This is a genomic window from Thalassobacterium maritimum (assembly GCF_031127805.1).
GTDB classification, from domain to species: Bacteria; Verrucomicrobiota; Verrucomicrobiia; order Opitutales; family Coraliomargaritaceae; genus Thalassobacterium; species Thalassobacterium maritimum.
On sequence record NZ_JARXHW010000048.1, the window covers coordinates 11,317 to 31,880 of the forward strand.

Here is a 20,564-nt window from a genome sequence, read left to right on the forward strand (position 1 = left end):
GGCTGGAAGCCTATTTGAGCGGAGTATAATTTTACGTAATGGCAGAGAAGAACTTATATATTGTTGGAATTGGCGCATCTGCCGGGGGCTTGGATGCCATTCAAAAATTATTCGATCATTTCTCTGATGATACGGATCTAGCATTCGTGGTGGTGCAGCATCTATCGCCGGATTTTAAGAGTCTGATGCCGGAGCTGTTGGCAAAGCATACTAATATGCAGATTTTTACCGCGGAGGATAAGCAGGAAATCCTGCCGAACTGCATTTATTTAAACCAGCGAAATAAGAATCTGCACGTTAAGGGGAACCGTCTCTACTTACTCGATAAAGGACCGAAGCATAATCTGAACCTGCCGATTGATATCTTTTTTCACACATTGGGCGAAGAACATAAGGAACGTTCCATTGGTGTGATCTTGTCCGGGACCGGTTCAGACGGTTCGCGTGGCATCAAAACCATTAAGGAGGCGGGGGGCACTGTGATCGTGCAAGATCCCAGGTCGGCTCAGTTTGATGGCATGCCGAACTCCGCGATTTCTACCAATTCGGTGGATTTTGTGATGACGCCGGGCGACATCGCCGAAATTCTGAAAAAATTCCCCGGTGAGCGCATCCGCCTCAATGCGGGGCATGAGGATCAGGGGAATAAATCCAATGATATCGTCTACCTACAGATCTTGGAGGAGATTCATAAGGAGAGCGGTATCGACTTTCGCCAATACAAGAGTAACACTTTGCTGCGGCGGCTAGAGAAGCGGATGAATGCTCATAACAGCGTGAATCTCTATGAATATCTGAGTTTCATGAGGTCTCACCGAAAAGAGGTGGACATTTTGAAGCAGGATTTCCTTATCGGAGTCACTCGCTTCTTTCGAGATACAGAGGCTTTTAAGTTGATAAAGCAGAAGGTGATCCCAGATCTTGTTTCGTCGCGGCCGGCGGAGGGAAGTCCGATTCGCATCTGGGTGGCCGGGTGCTCGACTGGCGAAGAGGTCTATTCGCTCGCCATGCTTTTTGATGATTACATTCGTAAGAATCGTCTGAATACCGAGTATAAAATATTTGCGACCGATATTGACGGAAATGCCTTAATTCGGGCGAGCGAGGGGAGTTACCACGTCAATATATCAAATGAAATTTCGAAGGAGTATTTGGAGGAGTATTTCGTCAAGCAAGGAGATCGCCTGCAAATCATTAAACGGATTCGCGATCGCATTGTTTTTTCAAAACACAATCTTAGCCAGGATCCTCCTTTTATTTCGATCGACCTGATTAGTTGTCGGAATCTTTTGATCTATCTTAATAATGATCTTCAGGACAAGGTCTTTCAGGATTTCCAATTCTCTCTTAATTATAATGGATATTTATTTTTGGGGAGCAGTGAGTCTTTAGGCGAGCAGTCCAAGTTCTTTGAAGAGGTGGATTCGAAGAATAAGATCTTTCGCTCAATCGTGGAAACCAAGCAGGTGCCGAGTCGATTGCGGGATGATGTCTTTCCGAACTCGGTTACGCGTGAGTTAGGGCTACGGGAATCCGCCGATCCTCAATATCGTTACCGGGATAATCCTGATACAGGCTTTTATAAATATCTTAGTAAGCGTTTTAGCCCATCCTCTGTATTCATTGATAAAGAGTATAATATACTATTCATCAAAGGGGACGCGGGTGAGCTGTTGCAGCACCGGGAGGGGGCTTTCAAGAATAACCTGTTGGAGATGCTCAGTCCCGAATTGGGGACGATCATAAGAAGTAGCATCCGCAAGGTGATTAAGACGGGGGTCGACGTCCGTATCAATAAGGTGACGACGAAGAAGCACAGCCGCCCGGTTTCTTTGGATCTGACCATCAGTAAGGTGAAAGTTCAGGGGCAGATTGCCGAAATCTATTTGATACATTTCAGTGATGAAACTGTCCCGGTCAACGATGTCAGTGTGATTGATAATGTCCCGCTGGATGAAGTGTCACAGCAACGTATCGATGATTTGGAGACCGAGCTCAGCACGACGAAGGTCGAGTTGCAGAATGTAGTCGAAGAGCTTGAAACGAGTAACGAAGAGCTACAGTCCTCGAACGAGGAATTGATGGCTTCAAATGAAGAATTGCAGAGCACTAACGAAGAACTTCAGTCGGTTAATGAAGAGCTTTACACGGTTAACTCCGAGTTGCAGGAGAAGAACCAGGAGCTGCATGACATTAATAACGACATGAACAATCTATTCGAGAGTACTGAGATCGGAACTCTCTTCTTGGATCGTGAGCTCAAGATTCGGAAATATACTAAGCCTTTGACGCATCACTTCTCTTTGACGGAGAAAGATATTAGCCGCTCGATCCACGGTTTTTCCAGTTCGTTTGGTGAGCAGGTGAAAAATGCGATACTCGCGCGTTCGGTCGAGGCATTGGATGAGTTGAAAAGCTCCGAAATGGAAGTCGTTGATTCCTCGGATCGGCATTTCTTATGTCGTATCAGCCCTTTCATTACCATTGATAAAATGATCGATGGAGTCGTGATTACTTTCATTGATATCACCGAGCTGAAATCAAAGGAAAAGGCACTTTCTGAAAGTCATGAGGAGCTGGCACTCGCTCAAGAAATTGCCCAGCTGGGCAGCTGGAGCTTTAACCTCGAGAATGGTGTGATTCTGTGGACGGATGAATTGTTTAAAATGTTCGGGCTCGAGCCCGACAGCACGCCGCCGTCTTATGAAGCGCAAGAGGGCTTTTTCAGTAAGGATTCCTGGCTGCGTTTGACCCAGGCGATTGAGCACACACGCGCCACCGGAGAGCCCTATGAAATTGAGCTTGATCTGACCACGGCGAGCGGTGAGGAAGTTTGGATTTGGGCTCGGGGGGCAGTCGAATACGACGCAAACAAGCGAGCGATTTCTTTGCGAGGTGTCGCGCAGAATATCACTGAGAGAGTGAAACTTCGGGATGAACTGGTTGCGCAAAAGCAGTTCCTGGATCGGGTGAATGAACTATCGCCAGTCGGTATTTTTGTGTCCAATTATAAGGAAGATCGCTATCAGTATTTCAACGATCAGTTTTCCAAGATTCTAGGGTTTACGCCTGAAGAGGTGGAACGCCTTGGGCGTCGACAATTACTCATGTGTGTCCACCCGGACGACCATGAGGCCTATCAGGCGCATTTGGATGAAGTCATTAAGGGCGGACAGCAGTCTCAATACGATTTTAAGTATCAGAGGCAAGACGGGGTGACTATTTGGTGTCGCTCTGTGAAGTGCGTCTTTGAAAGAGACAGGGCTGGCAATGTTCTCAGTTATATCGGTGTTATCGCAGACATCACCGATGAGAAAGCTGCGGAAGGTAAGCTCAAGGAGGCCATCAAGGCGGCTGATACGGCCGCGATCTATAAGGATCAATTCCTAGCGAATATGAGCCATGAAATTCGGACGCCGCTCAATGGGATCGTCGGTTTTTCAGAAATATTGCGCGATGATTCCTTGGAACAGGAAATGAGGCATGAATATCTCGACATCATTCAGAGCTGCTCAGGACAATTGCTTCGTCTTATCGATGATATCATCAACCTCTCGCAGATAGAAGCCGGTGAATTGAAATTGGAGGTCAAAGAGTGCAAGCTCTCCAATGTAATCGAGTCTCTAAAAACCACTTTTGATAATCTTAAGCGGAGAAAAGATAAGGCGCATATCGAGTTCAAGGAAACGGTTCCTCCAGAGGCCAAAGATATCATTATAGAGACGGATGGACATCGCTTGCAGCAGGTGTTGATCAATCTTCTGAGTAATGCCTTGAAGTTTTCAGATGAGGGCGTGATCGAGTTTGGATATCGGCAGCTGGGAGATAGCATCGAATTTTTTGTCCAAGATCAGGGAATTGGAATTTCTGAGGATCGAATGGAGGTCATCTTTGAGCGCTTCGAGCACTTGGAAGATATGGTTAAGAATTACGAAGGCACCGGTCTTGGGTTGTCTTTATCTCTGGGGATTGTGCAGCTATTGGGAGGGAGCATGCATGTCGAATCGAAACTTGGCGAGGGATCGACCTTTAGTTTTCGCATTCCTTACGAATCCGCACATGTCGTGACTCCCCAGTCGGCCGCGTCAGCCATGCCAGCGGCTCATGTGGATGAAAAGGCGATCAAGCAGCTAAAACTACTTGTAGTCGAAGACGACAAAATGAATCAGGCATTTTTTGCTACCTTGCTGAACCGAATGGATCTGGATTTTGTTATAGCAAGTGATGGCAAAGAAGCCGTGGAACTTGTGAGGACTCAAGGAGGCTTCGATGTCATTCTGATGGATATTCGTATGCCTGTGATGAATGGAGAAGAGGCCGCCGCTGAAATTTTAAAGCTTGATAGCAATGCCAAAATCATAGCGCAGACGGCAAATGCCATGTACGAAGATAAGGCTAAGTATTTGAAGCAGGGCTTTTGCGATTATATTACCAAGCCTATAAATGCGAAAGTGCTGAAGGAGAAGCTAACTCAGTTGCGGCCAAAATAATTTTGCTTCGGATCACTTGCGGGCACTGGGGTATTTAGATCGCATTCTTAGAAATTCGTCTTTCACTGATTTCTATGGACGAAATTTTACGCACAATCCCACACCGCCCACCGTTTCTCTTCATCGACGAGATCGTCGAAGTTCGCGAAGACGGCGCGACCTGTAAGCGCACCATCCGTATGGAGGAGCCGCAGTTTGAGGGGCACTATCCCGGCAATCCCATCATGCCCGGTGTCTTGCTCTGCGAGGCCTGCTTCCAGACCGGCGCAATTTATCTTGCTAAGCAGATCGAAAAAGAGGGCCGCTCACTCAATGATGTCACACCTGTGCTCTCGCGCATTAGCGATGCGCGTTTCAAGCAAATGGTGAAGCCCGGTGACGAAATCACCATTGAGGTGACGATGGACGAGACCGTGAGCCGCTTCTTCTTCATGAAGGCCAAAGTGCTCAAGGGCGGCAAGCCTGCCATGACCATTAAGTTCGCATTGGCGATGGTCGAGGGGGAGGGGAAATAGTATGAGTTTCTTAAATCTAGAAAATAAACGCTTCCTCGTGATGGGGGTGGCCAATCGTAAGAGCGTCGCGTGGGCGATCACTAAATCGCTGGAAGAGGCGGGCGCTGAGGTCATCCACAGTGTGCGTTCCGAAGCGCGCTTGGAGAGCTTGCAAAAGCTGCTCGGCGATCGGAAGGCCTACATCTGCGATGTGGAATTTCCCGAGCAGATCACCGCGTTAGCCGAACAAGTCGCGGCCGACTATGGCACGCTTGACGGTATCGTGCACTCGATCGCATTTGCCAATTACTCCGAGGGCTTTAAGCCCTTTCACGATACCGTGCGTAAGGATTTCCTGCAGGCCACTGCGATCTCCGCGTTCTCTTTGGTGGAAGTCGCTAGCGCCTTTAAGGCGCACCTCGATAACGATGCTTCTGTGGTGTCGATCGGTATTTCGTCCACCGATGTGACCGCTGAGAATTATGGTTATATGGCTCCCATTAAAGCGGCCTTGGAGACCTCTTCGTATAACTTGGCCAAGTCCTTTGGTGCTGACACACGAGTGCGCTTTAACACCGTCAACGCTGGCCCGCTCAAGACCAGCGCTTCGGCTGGGATTCCTGGCTATTTGGAGAGCTACCTCTACGCTGAGAAATTGACCTTTCGTAAGCAGAACCTGACCACGCAAGAAGTGGCCAACACCGCGGTCTTTTTGCTGAGCCCCGCTTCCAGTGGCATTAATGGGCAAGGCCTGGTGGTGAATGCAGGCATGGACCGCAATTACTTCGATAAAGAAGTGGTGAGTTTAGCGATGCGTCCGGAAAAGAAATGACGTGACTGGCGTCACGTCGCTACATTGTCTGGTTGTGATGTGAATTGAAAATGGACATTCTGTCGTAGAAATGCCTCGAGTAGTTGCGTTATCTTAATAAGTTACCGGCATGTTTCTACCCTCTTGTTTGTTCGCCTTGGTCATTGCTCTGTTGTTATCGTTGGGAACTTTGTCTGCTGCGCGCGAGGTGCCTGCGTTCGGGGCGGAGATCATAGAACGGCTGATTGCGCCAGAGACGCGTTCCCAGGCTTTTCGTGAGGTACAAATTGCTCGGGAGGCAGAGCCCGCCCGCCATGATTGGCGGGCTTTGCCGATGGCGGCGTTTGAGCTATATCATCAAAATATACTCGTCACAGAATGTCCCCAGCGTGCGGGGGAGCCACTTTATATGGTTTCTTACCGATGGGACCATGCGAGCTATAGTCGCTATTTTTCGAAGCATCGTTCCATTCGCAGCAGCGGCTTTGCACCTGTGGAAAATGCGCATAAGCCGCAAGCTCTTGTGAAGTCTGAAGGGCGTTTTTCAAATTGGCTGCCTGCAGCGCAGAATCCTGATCTGTCATTGCCGCCAGAGGGGGAAATGGAGGAGCGTGTCATTGTTTTCTTAACGGACCAGGGCGAACTTGTTCGACCCTTTGACGGGGATAATATGACGGAGGGCGATGTTTTTAAGGACTTGAATCAAGATGGTCGCTATGAACGGGTGTATAGTTCAAATTTCGGAGTGTATGATAAGCGCGCGGGGGAACCAGATATTCGGGTCCAGGCTTTACGCGTGGAGGCGGTGGATGTGCAGTCCGAGCGGTTATTATATGTATTGTTTAACTGGCACAGTTCTAAGTCGGAACTCGTTCCGACTTGGGGCTGGGCAGTGCGTGATCTGGATCATGACGGGCTGGACGAAATTGTGTTGGGACCCATCGCAGATGAAGATGCAGAGCCGGAGGTGAAAGTGGTTTACCGCTGGAAGTCTGAGCAGGGGCAGTATGTCGGCCCGCAGGGGAGTTATGACGATCACTATTTATTGTTAGATCCAAAGGTGGAGCTTTGGGATGAGCTGCACCGGGTGAAAGCTGAGGGTGGTCTGCGATATGAAGCGCTTGCTGCGGCCAATGCGCCAAAGATACCAGAGGCAGATGTGTTAGCGGTGCCTTATGATTGGCGTGGGCGTGAGCCTTATCGGCATCGTTCACTGGCGGGGGCGAGCGATGCAGACTTGCTTCAGTTTATGTGTGGCTGGTCAGTTGTGAAGCCACCACCGACAGGCGAGGTCGATCCCGGGGGGACCGCTTCGCAGAGTTCCATCGCAGTCGCTAGTGACTCGAGTCACCGCTTTGAGTTTAAGCAGGCATGGCGCGAATTAGACCCGCGGGCTGCTATGTTTACTTTTGTAGAGAACAACCAGGGCCCTGTGCATCGTGATCAATATACGCTCTACTATCCGACCCATTTGAAACAGGCGGAGCCTGCTGATTGGGTGGTTTTCAGTTCACGTCAGGGACCAGGTGTGGAGGCTTTGAGCTTGGGTGCGGAGGGCGATGGACGATATATTTCGGCTAAGTATTCACGTCCTTTGCCAGAAAAGTATCCCGCAGGTGAATTTAAATGGAAGTGGGGGCTCGCTCGGGTGGATGCCGCAGGGCTGGAGTGGTTGCAGCAGGGGCTCTGGTGGCTGGCGCAGATTCGCTCGGACTTAAAGGTTCGTGAATCTGGGAGGTATTCCGGTGGTTCTGGTTTTACGACCAATTGTTTTCCTACCTATCTGGAGACGGCTCCGCCATCGCTTCGTTTGCTGACAGCGTCAGGCGCGACTCTTATTGATATCAAGGCAGAGCGGGCGAGCAGTTATTCTGGTTCTTGGCGGGATGAGTTTGGCCCCGAGCAATACCTAGGATTTGCGCATCAACTCTACCAAGCGAATGAAGGCGTATTATTGAGTGAGCGTGTGAGCGATGTGTCTTTGTCGCAGGTCCTCGCGAGCCTGCCGGATTTGATTTCGCATCTGCAGGCGGGGCGTATGTCTCCACAGTTAGCGCAAGCGATTGTACGCTCCGCGGGCGATTCGGGGGACGTTGGTTTCTTACCCCTGCTGCAGGCAATGGACGCTTTACTGCCTGATCCAGCCACTTTTGAGTTGGAATGGCATCGCTTGAACGCGGCGCTGGAAGTGCTGTCTGATGCGTCCGATCTAGCCAGTTTCAGAAGGAAAAGTGAGCTGGAAGCGCAAATGGCTACAGTCGAGCAGTCGATGCGCGATCACTTGTGGGGCTGGTTGCGTGAGCCTTTGAGTTTTGCAATGCAGCAATTAGAAGTCGCGGATGATGTTGCGGCATTGTCCGAGTGGGCGCAGCAGGCAGGAGAGCCCGGCGCCTTGTGGGCTTTGGCGCGGCTCCGACAGATCGATGTCGCGGCGTGGCAACAGGTGTTGAGCCAGGTGTTTCGTGAGCAAGTGCGATGGCGAGAGAATATTATTCGCTATTTAGCTTATCAGGATCGCGAGCTAGCGAATGCTTTGCTCGAAGGTCTACCGCGGCTGCAGCAGTTGAAGTTAATGCCCTCACTTGTTGGGAATCAATCGGCAGCTAATATGGATGAGCTTACGATCCAATCGCTGCTGGACACGATTCGTGCGCAATCACTCAACGCTCAGGCGAGGTTGGGGGCTTTGCGCAAATTGATTCCAAAAAATGAGCCGCTTAGTATTGAGCGCGTCGAGATCGATCAGGTGCTATTGGAATTGTTGCAAACGGAAATGAATCCGTCGCACGATCCATGGCCAGAGCGTTACCTTGTCCATGATGCTGCGTTGTTTCTGTTACTGCGCAACCAGCTGCCGGTGCCCGTGGAGCGTTATATCGAAGCTGCCAATGCACGTTGGAATGAGTTCTCTTTTGGTAGCTACTTGGCTCTGATGCTTCATATCGCGGTCGTGAATGAGTCGTCTGCAGCACGCAGGTGGCTACTTGACTGGGGGCAGCAGTATATTGAGCTGGATGCCGGTGCTTGGGGGCGATTTGCAGAATGCATTTATGCTGCAGACCTACATTCATTGGGGCCGTTTCTACAGCGCTTGGCGACCATGGATGCGCAGGCGCAGGAAGGTGGGAGCGCGCTCGGGAAAGGGCGCAAACCCGAATTGATGCATGGCGAGCGTTACCATATGGCCCGACGGATTATAGCCGTTTGGAGCGAATCAGACCCACTGACGCGGGCGAAATGTGAGTTACTACTTGGTTTTAACTTCAGCTATAGGTATGGGCCAGACTCGCTCTATCACCCTACTCAACGTGTTCAGGAGCGCCTTCTGGCGCAGGTGCAGCAACTTTCCGTCCGCGAGCGTCAGGCTTTCCTTGCTTTTGTTGAATGGTGTGAAACTGCGATCTCGCCAGACACTTTGGGCTATTCGAATCGGCAGTATTTTGAGTGGGTTCGTCGAACGTTTACCACCGAGGCTGGGGCGTGACGGGGACCGCGATTGTAAATCTTCACATGACTTCAAAATAAATTTTCTTATATTAGGTTCTTGACTCAACAACCTAAGTTAAAGAAAACGCATTTACATTTTAATCACACCCGCTTACATGGCGGCTTCATTTATGTCCACACCTGAAAACATCCATACTGAATTCCACCGCATGCTAGGGCGCGACGCCAAGGAGGCGCAATTGAAGCAGCGCGGGCACGTGTTTTGGTTTTACGGGCTGTCTGGCTCGGGTAAGAGCACTTTGGCCAACGCACTGGAGCGCAAACTGGCAGAGCAGGGCTTCGTGACTAAGATCTTGGATGGCGATAATATTCGTAGCGGTCTCAACAGTGACCTCGGTTTTTCCGATGCGGATCGTCAGGAAAATATTCGCCGCATCGCTGAAGTGACACGTCTTTTCCTAGATGCGGGCATCGTCGTCTTTACCTCTTTTATCACGCCTAAGCGGGAACTGCGCGCTGCTGCCCGTGAGATTGTGGGCTTGGACGACATGACGCCGGTGTATGTTGAAGCCTCCTTCGAGACTTGCGCAGAGCGCGACGTGAAAGGGCTCTATGCCAAAGCAGCCGCGGGCGGGGTTAAAAATTTCACCGGTAAGGATTCCTCTTTTGAAGCACCTGTAGCGGGTGATCCTGATTGGACGATTACCACCGATAAGCAAACCGAAGAGGAGTCGCTAAACCAGCTGCTGGAAAAAGTCCTTCCTCTCATCAAAAACTCTTAATTCCTCTCTCGATCGAGGCACCATTTTCGGGCTACATCCTAATTCCTAATTTTTAATTCTTTTAAGTATGGCTAAAGACTACACAATCACTCACCTCAAACAGCTGGAATCCGAAGCGATCTACATCCTTCGTGAGACTGCTGCTCAGTTTGAGAAACCTGTTCTCCTTTTCTCGGGTGGTAAAGATTCCATCGTGATGGCCTACTTGGCAAAGAAGGCCTTTTGGCCAGCGAAACTTCCGTTTCCACTCTTGCACGTGGACACGGGGCATAACTTTCCTGAAACGATGGACTTCCGTGATAAGTTCGTCGAAGAAATCGGCGCTGAACTACATGTCGCGTCGGTGCAAAAAGCAATCGACGAGGGCAAAGTCGTTGAAGAGACGGGTCCTTACGCCAGCCGCAACGGTCTACAAACTGTCGCCTTGCTCGAAGGCCTGGAAGAAGGTCAATACGATGCCGCACTTGGTGGTGGCCGTCGCGACGAGGAAAAAGCACGCGCCAAGGAGCGCTTCTTCTCGCACCGCGATGCTTTCGGTCAGTGGGACCCTAAGAATCAGCGCCCTGAGCTCTGGAATATTTTCAACGGTCGCAAGCAACACGGCGAACACTTCCGCGTCTTCCCGCTCTCGAACTGGACGGAGATGGACATCTGGCAATACATCAAGCTGGAGAATATCGAACTGCCTAATCTCTACTTCTCACACGAGCGCGAATGTTTCGTGCGCAACGGTGTGGTGATGGGCATCACTGACTTCATGGAGCTACTCCCTGAAGAGAAGGCCAATGTTAAAAAGATGACCGTGCGCTTCCGCACTATCGGGGATGCAACCTGCACCGGCGCGGCGCTTTCTACCGCGGCGACACTCGACGATATCATCGACGAAGTCGCTGCCGCTCGCCAAACCGAGCGTGGCACACGTGCCGATGACAAACGCTCTGAGACCGCGATGGAAGATCGCAAAAAAGAAGGGTATTTTTAAGCGACGCTTAAAAATACAAAGCGTAGTGGGGTTGCTTTAGCGCCCCATTCAGAATCAGTCATCATTTATCATTCATTACCAATTTCTATCATGAGCGAATCAGAATCATCAGCCGGCTATCTTGACATGGATCTCTTGCGGTTCACCACCGCGGGTTCCGTCGACGACGGCAAAAGTACACTTATCGGACGCCTCCTTTACGACTCCAAGGCGATCTTCGAGGATCAACTCGAAGCCATGGAAAAGAGCTCCAAGTCGCGCGGCGACGAAAACGTCAATCTCGCACTGCTCACCGACGGTCTCCGTTCCGAGCGCGAGCAAGGTATCACCATCGACGTGGCTTACCGCTACTTCGCGACACCCAAGCGCAAGTTCATCATCGCCGACACGCCGGGCCACATCCAATACACCCGTAATATGGTGACGGGTGCCTCCACTGCCAATCTTGCGATTCTTTTGGTGGATGCGCGTAAGGGGGTCATCGAGCAAACTTGCCGTCACGCTTTTATCGCTAACTTGCTACGCATCCAACACATCGTGGTCTGCGTCAACAAGATGGACTTGGTCGACTGGAGCGAGGACACTTACAACGGCATCGTTGAGGACTTTAAGAAGTTTGCTTCCCGCCTCGATAACATCGTGGAGATCACTTTCATTCCTGTCAGCGCGTTGCTAGGGGATAACGTCGTCGATAAGTCCGAGAACATGCCTTGGTATCAAGGCCCGTCGATGCTCTACCACTTGGAGACAGTTTACATCGGTGCTGACGAGAATCACGTCGAAGCGCGTATGCCCGTGCAGTGGGTGATTCGCCCGCACTCTGACAAGTGGCACGATTTCCGCGGTTTCGCGGGGCGTATCGCGGGCGGTGTCTTTAAGCCAGGCGATGCTGTCAAAGTCATGCCATCCGGTTTTGAGTCGACCATCAAAGCGATCCACACTATGGATGGCGAATTGGAAGAAGCCTATGCGCCGATGTCTGTAGCCATTACGCTCAACGACGAGATCGATATCTCGCGTGGCGATATGCTAGTGAAGCCCAACAATGCACCCGAGCCACGTCAGGATGTGGACGCGATGATTTGCTGGTTCTCTTCGACTAAGAAGCTCGCGGGGCGCGGTAAGTATATCTTGCGTCACACCACTAAAGAAGTGAAAGCAATCGTGACTGAGGTGAAGTATAAGGTGAACATCAACACCTTGCACAAGGTCGAAGACGATCTCATCTTTAACCACAACGACATCGGTCGTATCTCGCTACGCACTTCCGCACCATTGATCGCTGATAGCTATAAGACCAATCGCATTAGCGGTAGTTTCATTCTCATCGACGAGCAGACCAACGAGACCGTTGCGGCTGGTATGATTATCTAAGCAGAGCTTCAGATCCAAGTATTTATCAAAGGTGTCATTCCGTCAGGAGTGGCACCTTTTTTTTTATGGCGTGAAGCAGGTGGACAGGCTGGAGACAGGCGGGGCGCCTGTCTTACGGGCACAAAAAAACCTCACAGAGGTGAGGTTTAAATGGTACCCAGAGTGGGGGTCGAACCCACACTCCCGAAGGAACCAGATTTTGAGTCTAGCGCGTCTGCCAATTCCGCCATCTGGGCACATTTGAAAGGTTGTGAAGAAAACAGCTTGTTCGCTGAATGCAAGTACTCCTTTTCAGATTTATGACGATTTATTTCAAATCATACCGAGATCCGTCCTGCGAAGCCTTCCAGCAAGCCCAGTTCTTTGAACCGGGGGTGTATCCTCGGTTCAAAGAACTGGGGTGCGGAGCCAATGCCCGTATCCTCGGTTCTCTGAACCGGGGGCGGAGTCAAAGCCCGTATCCTCGGTTCTCTGAACCGGGGGCGGAGTCAAAGCCCGTATCCTCGGTTCTCTGAACCGGGGGCGGAGTCAAAGCTCGTATCCTCGGTTCTCTGAACCGGGGCGGAGCCAATGCCCGTATCCTCGGTTCTCTGAACCGGGGGGCGGAGTCAAAGCTCGTATCCTCGGTTCTCTGAACCGGGGGGGCTTTTTACTGTGCGCTAAAACGAAAAAGCGTGGTGCTCTTGAAAGTTTCTCCTGGCTTTAAGATCGCGTTGCCCATTTCAGGGAAGTGGATCGAATCCGCGTAGTCTTGTGTTTCTAAGCACAGTGCGTGCATGGGTTTGTGGTGTGCGCCGCCCTTGCCAATTTCAGGGCCCTCCTCGGAGAGGGATAGGCCAGCGTAGAATTGCACGCCGGGCGCGGTGGTGAGCACTTCCATTATGCGGCCAGAATCGGGCTCGATGACTCGCGCAGCCAGTTTTGCCTGAGCGGTGCGACCTTCATTGAGGAAGAAGTGTATATCCGCATTGCCTACTTCCAATGTCTTCAGTGAGCCGAGTTGCACGGGCTCGCGGTAGTCGTTGTAGCCTGCCACCACAGGATCGCGGCGGCCGATCAGGCTGCAGTTCTCGTCGACTGTAGCCACGCTATCAGCCAAAATTTGCAGCTTGTGACCGAGAATGTCGCCTTCGCCACGCAGATTGAAGTAACTGTGGTTGGTCGGGTTGAAGGGAGTGGTGTGGTCGCTGCTGGCTTCGTAGTGAATCTCCAGCGCGTCATTATCCAGCAGGGCGTAAGTGACTGTGCAGTGCACCTCGCCTGGAAAGCCGTTGTGGCCGTCCGGATCGGTGAGTTGCAGCTGTAGTTTTTGAACGCCAAAGTCTTCGATGATTTCTGCCTTCCACAACATGGTGTGGAAGCCTTCGGGGCCGCTATGCAGATTGCTGATGCCCTCGTAATTGGCTTCCAGCGGGTAGGTCTTACCGTCCAATTCAAAACTCGCACCACCAATGCGGCCGGCCACACGACCACAGATGGAGCCGAAGCAGGGATGCCCCGCAAGATAGTCCTCGAGCGAGTCCTTGCCCAGCACCACGTCGGTGAGGGCTCCTTCGCGGTCGGGCACATTGAGCGATACGAGGATCGCTCCGTAGTTTGTGACTTCCGCGCTCAGGCCGTTCGCGTTCGTGAGGGTGAAGAGGTCGACCGCTTCACCCGAGGGGAGTGTGCCGTAGGGAGTGGAGGTAATACTCATAGGCAAGTAGCAAATTCCGATGTCTAGATTGTGCAATGAAATATGTGGAGCGAGCGGCGGCTTTTCGACGCGAGGTCAACAGTTGTAGCGAACTCGCGCCACTTGTCCGCCGAAGCTCGAAGAGCGAAGGTGGAGCGAGGTCTTCGGGGCCGTCGGGAGACGCCACTAGCGTGGCATCGCTACAGAGCTGTGTCCGGCGGAGGTCAACAGTAGTAGCGAACTCGCGCAAGCGAGGTCTTCGGTGCCGTCGGGAGACGCCACTAGCGTGGCATCGCTACAGAGGGTGTCGGGCGGAGGTCAACAGTTGTAGCGAACTCGCGCAAGCGAGGTCTTCGGGGCTGTCGGGAGACGCCACTAGCGTGGCATCGCTACAGAGCTGTGTCCGGCGGAGGTCAACAGTAGTAGCGAACTCGCGCAAGCGAGGTCTTCGGAGCCGTCGGGAGACGCCACTGGCGTGGCATCGCTACAGAGGGTGTCGGGCGGAGGTCAACAGTTGTAGCGAACTCGCGCAAGCGAGGTCTTCGGGGCCGTCGGGATGACGCCACGGGCGTGGCATCGCTACAGAGCTGTGTCCGGCGGAGGTCAACGGTTGTAGCGAACTCGCGCGAGCGAGGTCTTCGGGGCTGTCGGAAGACGCCACTGGCGTGGCATCGCTACAGCGCTGTGTCCGGCGGAGGTCAACAGTTGTAGCGAACTCGCGCGGGCGAGGTCTTCGGGGGCGTCGGGAGACGCCACTGGCGTGGCATCGCTACAGAGGAGTGCTCTGAGCTTAGCGGAACAGGAGCACAGGAATCTTGACCGTGCGGATCATGGAGGTGGTGGTGCTGCCGACGATGAACTGGCGAATGCTGGAGTGTCCGTAGGCGCCCATTACCAATAGGTCGATGTGGTCTTGGGCCACCACATCGCTGATGATGGATTCGGGCTCGCCATCGCGTTGTTCGATGGTGACTTCATAGCCGGCAGCTTTGAGCTTGGCCTCGGCGGCTGCCAAGGAGGCCTCAATCTTGGCATTGCCAGAGCCGACATAGAGTAGATAGGCGTGCATGCCTTTCAGCAGGGGCTCGTTGGCGACATAATCCACCGCTTTTTGTGCACTACTGCCGCCGTCGTAGGCGAGCACGAAGGTGTTCATCTTATCAAACGCTCGCGAGGCCACTAAAACCGGGTGTTGGCAGCTGCGCACCACGCGCTCCAGGTTACTGCCGAGGTGGCCTTTTTCAAAGTCGGCATTGTTGCCGCGTTTGCCGATCACGACGAGGTCGGCGTCGCGCTCATACTTCGAGATCTCGTCGCTCAGTTTGCCGTGCCATTGATCGGCTTGAACTTGGGCGACGCCGGCTTGTTTGAGGTGAGTGGTGGCATCTTCCAAGATCGCTTGTCCGCGCTTTTTCGCGATCTTGGCTTTGGCGGCTTCGAGTTCGACTAGTTCATTGAGCAGTGCGCTGCGTGCGCCCAAGCCGATGCAGCCACTGTAGTTAGCGGTGGCTGGTTTCTCGTGGTGCGGGTTCAGCATGTGGATCACGTGGATCGATGCGCTGTTCATTTGGCGTGAAGCCCATGCCGCGTGATCATAAACGCTGTGTGAATACTGGGAACCGTCGGTGCAAGCTAGTATGTTAGGCATAGGGATCAGAAATTAGGAGTTGGGAATTATGAATTAGGAAATGAGATATCCTAGTGGCCGCCTGCCGCATCTTCTGCGCCGGGCTTGTCGTGTGTGGCTATTTTTAGAACGAGTGTTTTGCTGGCTTCGTTCAATCCGACGATCTCTACTTCAGTGCCTTCGCGGCGGAATTTCAAGACAACTCGGTCCAAGGCGCCGACGGCGGATAAATCCCAGAAGTGCGCATGCGTGACGTCGATTGTGACATGCTCCAGCACTTCATGGAAGTCGAAGGCATCGGCGAAGGTATCCGCTGAAACGAAAAAGAGTTGTCCGACGACGGAGTAGGTGCGCTTTTTCTTAGAAACTTCCAGTTCGGAGGAGATCTCGAGGAGTCGCGATACCTTGTAAGCAAAGAACAGCGCGCTGAGAACGACGCCGATACCGACGCCGATCGCCAAATTGTGGGTCACCACTACGGCCACGACTGTCGAAACCATCACGATGCTGGAGGTGAGGTGATTCTTACGCAGCCCTTTGATGGAGGACCAGTTAAAGGTGCCGAACGAGACCATCAGCATGACCGCGACCAATGCCGCGATCGGAATTTGATTCACCAAATCGCCCAGCACAAAGATGAGAATTAGTAATACGATCCCAGAGGCTGCCGTCGATAGACGACCACGACCGCCTGATTTTACGTTGATCACGGACTGCCCGATCATAGCGCAACCACCCATGCCACCGAAGAAGCCAGCCACGAGATTGGAAATGCCTTGCCCCTTACATTCGCGATTCTTGTCACTTTCGGTGTCGGTAAAGTCATCCAAAATGCCCGCAGTCATCAGAGACTCCAGCAGGCCGACCACTGTCATCGGAATTGCGTAGGGCAGAACAATCATGAACGTTTCCCAGTTCCAAGGCACATCTGGGAAGAGGAAAGACGGCAGCGAACTCGGTAAGTCTCCCATATCGCCGACGGTCTTAAGGGTCGTGTCGAGGCCCATCGTGATCGAAACCGTGGTGAGTACGATGATACAAATCAGCGGAGAGGGCACTGCGGTGGTTAAGCGCGGAAAGCCGTAAATGATGGCTAAGCCCCCAGCGACCATCGCATACATGATCCAACCTTGCCCCCACATCTCCTTGGTTTGGGTGATGAAATAGAGAATCGCGAGCGCATTGACAAAGCCGGTGACCACCGATTTGGAGACGAAGCGCATCAGATCCGCTAACTTAAAGACGCCGCATAATATCTGCAGCACCCCAGTCAACAATGTCGCGGCCAGTAGATATTGCACACCATGGTTGGCGACCAGTGAACCAATTAACAACGCAATCGCGCCGGTTGCAGCGGAAATCATTCCCGGGCGACCACCGACAAATGCAATGGTGATCGCGATGCAGAATGACGCGTAGAGTGTGACTTTCGGGTCCACACCTGCGATAATGGCAAATGCGAGGGACTCAGGGATCAGAGCAAGGGCGACAACCGTGCCAGCGATCACATCGCGGCGCGGGTTCGAGAACCACTCTTGGAAATATTTATTCTTTGTCATCGGTCTTAAAAAATAGAAAAGCCAACAGAGGGCTGTTGGCTGGGGAAAGCTAAAGTTTGCCTGTTAAGGCTATAGATGGGCTCGAGCGCAAGTCTTTCTTGCGTCGGCGCCGGCGCGCCGGCGCGAGCAGTCGGGAGTAGATAGTGGGGAGTGGAGAGTTTTTCTTGTAGCGTCGCCGCTCGCGGCGGCTTTAGGCGTTGGTCCAGATCTGCCAGCCTAGCCCTAGAGGGACGGCTCGGTTTGACTACCAGATGAACGAGTCATGCTAACACGCGTGCTAGTCTTTGAAGACCGGCGTCCTCGAGTGGACTCGCCACTTGTTGGGTGCTTGTCCGTTTTGTGGGATGCATTGAAGAGCCCTCGCTCCTTGATCCTGTTGTGGTATTTGACTATTTTTGTTGGTGGTTGGTAGTTTAGTTGGCTATTACTATTAGTGGTATTTATCGCTGCTAGTCTGCTTGGACTATTGGGGTTAGATGACCCTATTTTTGTCTACTTTAAATAATGTTACTTGACCGGCGATTTCTCTGGTCAATGTGCCGATCATTTGTATCGAGTCTTCGGTATGTTAAGTTGTAGTGAGTTGTCCGTTCGCGCCGATGGAAGCGATTTTGTCATTCTGGATCATATCAATGCGCATTTCCCGGATCGCAGTTTAAATGCATTGGTCGGTCCTTCTGGTTGCGGTAAAACAACCTTGATCAAAGCCTTTCTTGGGCTGGTTGATTCCGAGGGGGAGATTGCACATCGTGAGCAGAATTCGTCTGAATCTCCGTCGGACCAACGGCTGGGATTCGTCCCGCAGTTCAGTGTTGCGCACGCAAGCTTGACGGTTGAAGAGTCGCTGGCTTATGCATTTGATCTCACCGTTTCTGATCTGTCTTCGAAAGCGGATACGCTGGTCAGTGTGCTCAAGCTCATTGGGCTCGACGAGCATGGTGAGAAGCGTGTCTCGAGTCTGTCGGGCGGGCAAATGAGGCGACTCGGGCTGGGGCTGGAATTAGTCAGCAGTCCCGAGTGTTTGATCTGCGACGAAGTCACCTCTGGACTCGACCCGCTATCGGAAGATCAAATTATTGCCCTGCTCCGATCTTTGGTGCTCGAACATGAGAAGACCTTTATTTGCACGATTCATAATCTAGGAAAACTGCCGGACTTCGACCACATCACTGTTCTCTATCAGGGGCGTCTAGTCTTTCAGGGGGATTATGATTCATTGAAGGACTGGTTTGCGATCGAAGATCCACTCAAGCTTTATCATGCCCTTGCAAAAAAGCCTTTGGATGAATGGTTGGAGCAGTGGACTGGACGTAGGGCCTTCACTTGTGAAGTGCCGCCATCGAATGGTCAACCCAACGCAAGTCTCCGGACCTGTCGTGAGCCTGTCGAACCGACTTGCTCTGTGTCAGAATCAGCCGTGTCAACAGTAGCTGTTGAAGGCAAGCCCCCTCATTTGCCATCGGCAGTCTCACAGCTGCTTACCCTGTTGCGCCGCCGCTACAAGCTTCTGATGCGGGACACTGGCTACCTCTGGCTTCTGTTGGCGCTGACTTTTGGTTTCCCCTGCATCGTAGTCATCTTTGCCATTAAAGGACTCCCTCAGATCGAAGGCTTAGCCCTAGAACGGAGCGGGAGCTTTATTCAGCAATTGCAGGGTGATTTGCGCTACCGTATGGAGGCCGCCGAGACCGCTACGCTGGTCACCGGCCTGGTTATGTTTCAAGTGGTCCTGCTCACCCTGATGGGGGCCAACAATGGGGCGCGCGAGATTGCTGGTGAGCGGCAAATCTTCGAGAAAGAACGCCTCAAAGGGCTGCGCTCTGGTATGTATACATTGTCGAAACTCCTCTTCACTGGCAGCATCGCCACACTACAAGGTCTGTGGATGGCTCTCTTTGTTAAAGTGATCTGTCAGTTCCCCGGAGCCTTTCTTCCGCAGCTCGGGATGATGGCGCTTTGCTGTGTGGCCATGACCTTCGTTTGCTTGGGCATGTCCGCCGTTCTATCCAGCGCAGAGCGGGCATCGTTGCTCTCGATTTATTTGGTCGGCTTCCAACTGCCACTTTCGGGCGTTGTTCTGGCTTTGCCCGATGCGGTGGTCTGGCTGCTCCGTCCTTTCATCAACGCCTACTGGTCATGGGCGGGTTATTTTGCTTCAATGAAGGACTTTCAACTTTACGATGCCTACCGCATGGGGAACGTCTCTTGGCTCCCCTCGGAATGGGGGGCTGCCACTGTTTTATTTTTGCATATAGTCGTAGGCGCTGCACTTGTATTGTACGGATGTGGAAAGACGCGTTGGGATTCCGCTTCTTGATCCGCGTGTTTGTCTATTATAAGTCGCCTTCTAGATAAACGATTGGCTGGTGGGGGAGTTGCTCGATAACGTAAATTAATTTGGTTGTGATTGGTTAGCATGACAGGTGACTAGTCTGAATAGACTAGTCAAAAGATTTGGCTCACTCTGATTCGTCGATTGTTTGTTGTCGTTAGATGAACGACGCAATGAGCCAATTACATAAAACAATCAAAAACGCATTTCTATTTCCGCTACTGGCTCTAGCACTGTTCGGGGTGAATTCGGCTCGGGCGGAACTTAAATTCGAACGGACGCTGATCGAAGATACGATCGCTCCAGATGTGAAGAGTTATCCTTTCGAGTTTGCTTTCAAAAATGAAGGTGATTCTTCGGTCGAGATCAGCGAGATCAAGACCACCTGCGGCTGCACCACCGCGAAGCTGGATAAGATGACTTATGCGCCTGGTGAATCGGGTGTCATTAAGGGAGATTTTTCGGTCGGCAGTCGTCAGGGCTTGCAGAGTAAGAAGGTCCGTGTGCTGACGAAAGACTTAGCTCAGCCTGAAATTCAGCTCGCGCTCAAATTGGATATCCTGCAATTGGTCACTATGAAACCTGGGCTTTTGTTGTGGCGAGTTGGTTCGGAGCCAGCTGCGAAGACATTGACAATCACGCCTAACGCGGGCCTCGGTGCAAGTGTCGTGTCGGTTGAATGCGAGTCTGCTGACTTTGTGGTTGAGGCGCTGCCGGCAGTGGCAGGTTCAAACGACGTTGAGGTCGTGGTCGCGCCCTTGAAAACCGAAGCGAGTGGCCGGGGCTTGGTGAAGGTGACGGTCGCAATGGCCGATGCAGAACCGAAAATCATCTATGCCCACGCTTTGATTCGTTAATCCTCAGGCGACGATCATCTTCGAATCACTTAACTGCACTTTAATTACTAGGCAAAAACTCTCCACAATTAAGCGCAATTTAAGCGTGATTGAGCGGTGCCCCCCATGTCCACAGATTTTATTAGACCGCTTAA

Annotated in this window: 13 protein-coding genes and 1 tRNA gene; 9 read left to right on the forward strand and 5 right to left on the reverse strand. The window is 52.1% G+C overall.

The genetic code is table 11. The features are described 5' to 3' along the window. Positions 1-38 precede the first annotated feature (38 nt). The 7 genes from QEH52_RS15935 (at position 39) to QEH52_RS15965 (ending at position 12,380) form a co-directional block, all read left to right on the forward strand. Positions 39-4,490, forward strand: a complete 4,452-nt coding sequence (locus QEH52_RS15935; protein WP_308951780.1) for a chemotaxis protein CheB — start codon at positions 39-41, stop codon at positions 4,488-4,490. 74 nt (positions 4,491-4,564) lie between these two features. Continuing rightward, on the forward strand, positions 4,565-5,005 hold the full coding sequence (locus tag QEH52_RS15940) for a 3-hydroxyacyl-ACP dehydratase FabZ family protein (RefSeq protein WP_308951781.1): 441 nt from the start codon (positions 4,565-4,567) through the stop codon (positions 5,003-5,005). A gap of 1 nt (position 5,006) precedes the next feature. After that, positions 5,007-5,816, forward strand: a complete 810-nt coding sequence (locus tag QEH52_RS15945) for an enoyl-ACP reductase FabI (RefSeq protein ID WP_308951782.1) — start codon at positions 5,007-5,009, stop codon at positions 5,814-5,816. A gap of 109 nt (positions 5,817-5,925) precedes the next feature. Beyond that, positions 5,926-9,279: a hypothetical protein gene (locus tag QEH52_RS15950; protein ID WP_308951783.1), complete on the forward strand. Its 3,354-nt coding sequence runs from the start codon at positions 5,926-5,928 to the stop codon at positions 9,277-9,279. Between the two features lie 133 nt (positions 9,280-9,412). Further along, the gene (cysC, locus tag QEH52_RS15955; RefSeq protein WP_308951784.1) at positions 9,413-10,024 is read left to right on the forward strand and encodes an adenylyl-sulfate kinase; all 612 of its coding nucleotides are present in this window, start codon (positions 9,413-9,415) and stop codon (positions 10,022-10,024) included. A gap of 67 nt (positions 10,025-10,091) precedes the next feature. After that, positions 10,092-11,006 (forward strand): sulfate adenylyltransferase subunit CysD, encoded by a 915-nt coding sequence (gene cysD / locus QEH52_RS15960; protein ID WP_308951785.1) that lies wholly within the window; start codon positions 10,092-10,094, stop codon positions 11,004-11,006. Between the two features lie 90 nt (positions 11,007-11,096). Then, complete coding sequence (locus tag QEH52_RS15965; protein ID WP_308951787.1) at positions 11,097-12,380, forward strand: sulfate adenylyltransferase subunit 1; 1,284 nt, start codon at positions 11,097-11,099, stop codon at positions 12,378-12,380. A gap of 151 nt (positions 12,381-12,531) precedes the next feature. Here QEH52_RS15965 and QEH52_RS15970 read toward each other — a convergent pair. The 5 genes from QEH52_RS15970 to QEH52_RS15990 all read right to left on the reverse strand — a co-directional run bounded on the left by QEH52_RS15970 (position 12,532) and on the right by QEH52_RS15990 (position 17,241). Continuing rightward, positions 12,532-12,616 (reverse strand) — tRNA-Leu (locus tag QEH52_RS15970). A gap of 413 nt (positions 12,617-13,029) precedes the next feature. Continuing rightward, entirely contained in the window at positions 13,030-14,076 is a 1,047-nt protein-coding gene (locus QEH52_RS15975; protein WP_308951789.1) for an aldose epimerase family protein, read from the reverse strand. A gap of 463 nt (positions 14,077-14,539) precedes the next feature. Then, the gene (locus QEH52_RS15980; RefSeq protein WP_308951790.1) at positions 14,540-14,716 is read right to left on the reverse strand and encodes a hypothetical protein; all 177 of its coding nucleotides are present in this window, start codon (positions 14,714-14,716) and stop codon (positions 14,540-14,542) included. Positions 14,717-14,845: 129 nt separating this feature from the next. Beyond that, entirely contained in the window at positions 14,846-15,703 is an 858-nt protein-coding gene (locus tag QEH52_RS15985; protein ID WP_308951791.1) for a universal stress protein, read from the reverse strand. Positions 15,704-15,753: 50 nt separating this feature from the next. Next, entirely contained in the window at positions 15,754-17,241 is a 1,488-nt protein-coding gene (locus QEH52_RS15990) for a SulP family inorganic anion transporter (protein WP_308951793.1), read from the reverse strand. A gap of 565 nt (positions 17,242-17,806) precedes the next feature. On the opposite strand from QEH52_RS15990, the gene QEH52_RS15995 reads away from it, so the two are divergent. Together QEH52_RS15995 and QEH52_RS16000 are read left to right on the forward strand one after the other, a co-directional pair. Continuing rightward, complete coding sequence (locus QEH52_RS15995) at positions 17,807-19,558, forward strand: ATP-binding cassette domain-containing protein (RefSeq protein WP_308951794.1); 1,752 nt, start codon at positions 17,807-17,809, stop codon at positions 19,556-19,558. A gap of 188 nt (positions 19,559-19,746) precedes the next feature. After that, positions 19,747-20,430 carry a DUF1573 domain-containing protein gene (locus QEH52_RS16000; protein ID WP_308951795.1) on the forward strand — a complete coding sequence of 228 codons (684 nt, stop codon included), beginning with the start codon at positions 19,747-19,749 and terminating at the stop codon, positions 20,428-20,430. Positions 20,431-20,564 lie beyond the last annotated feature (134 nt).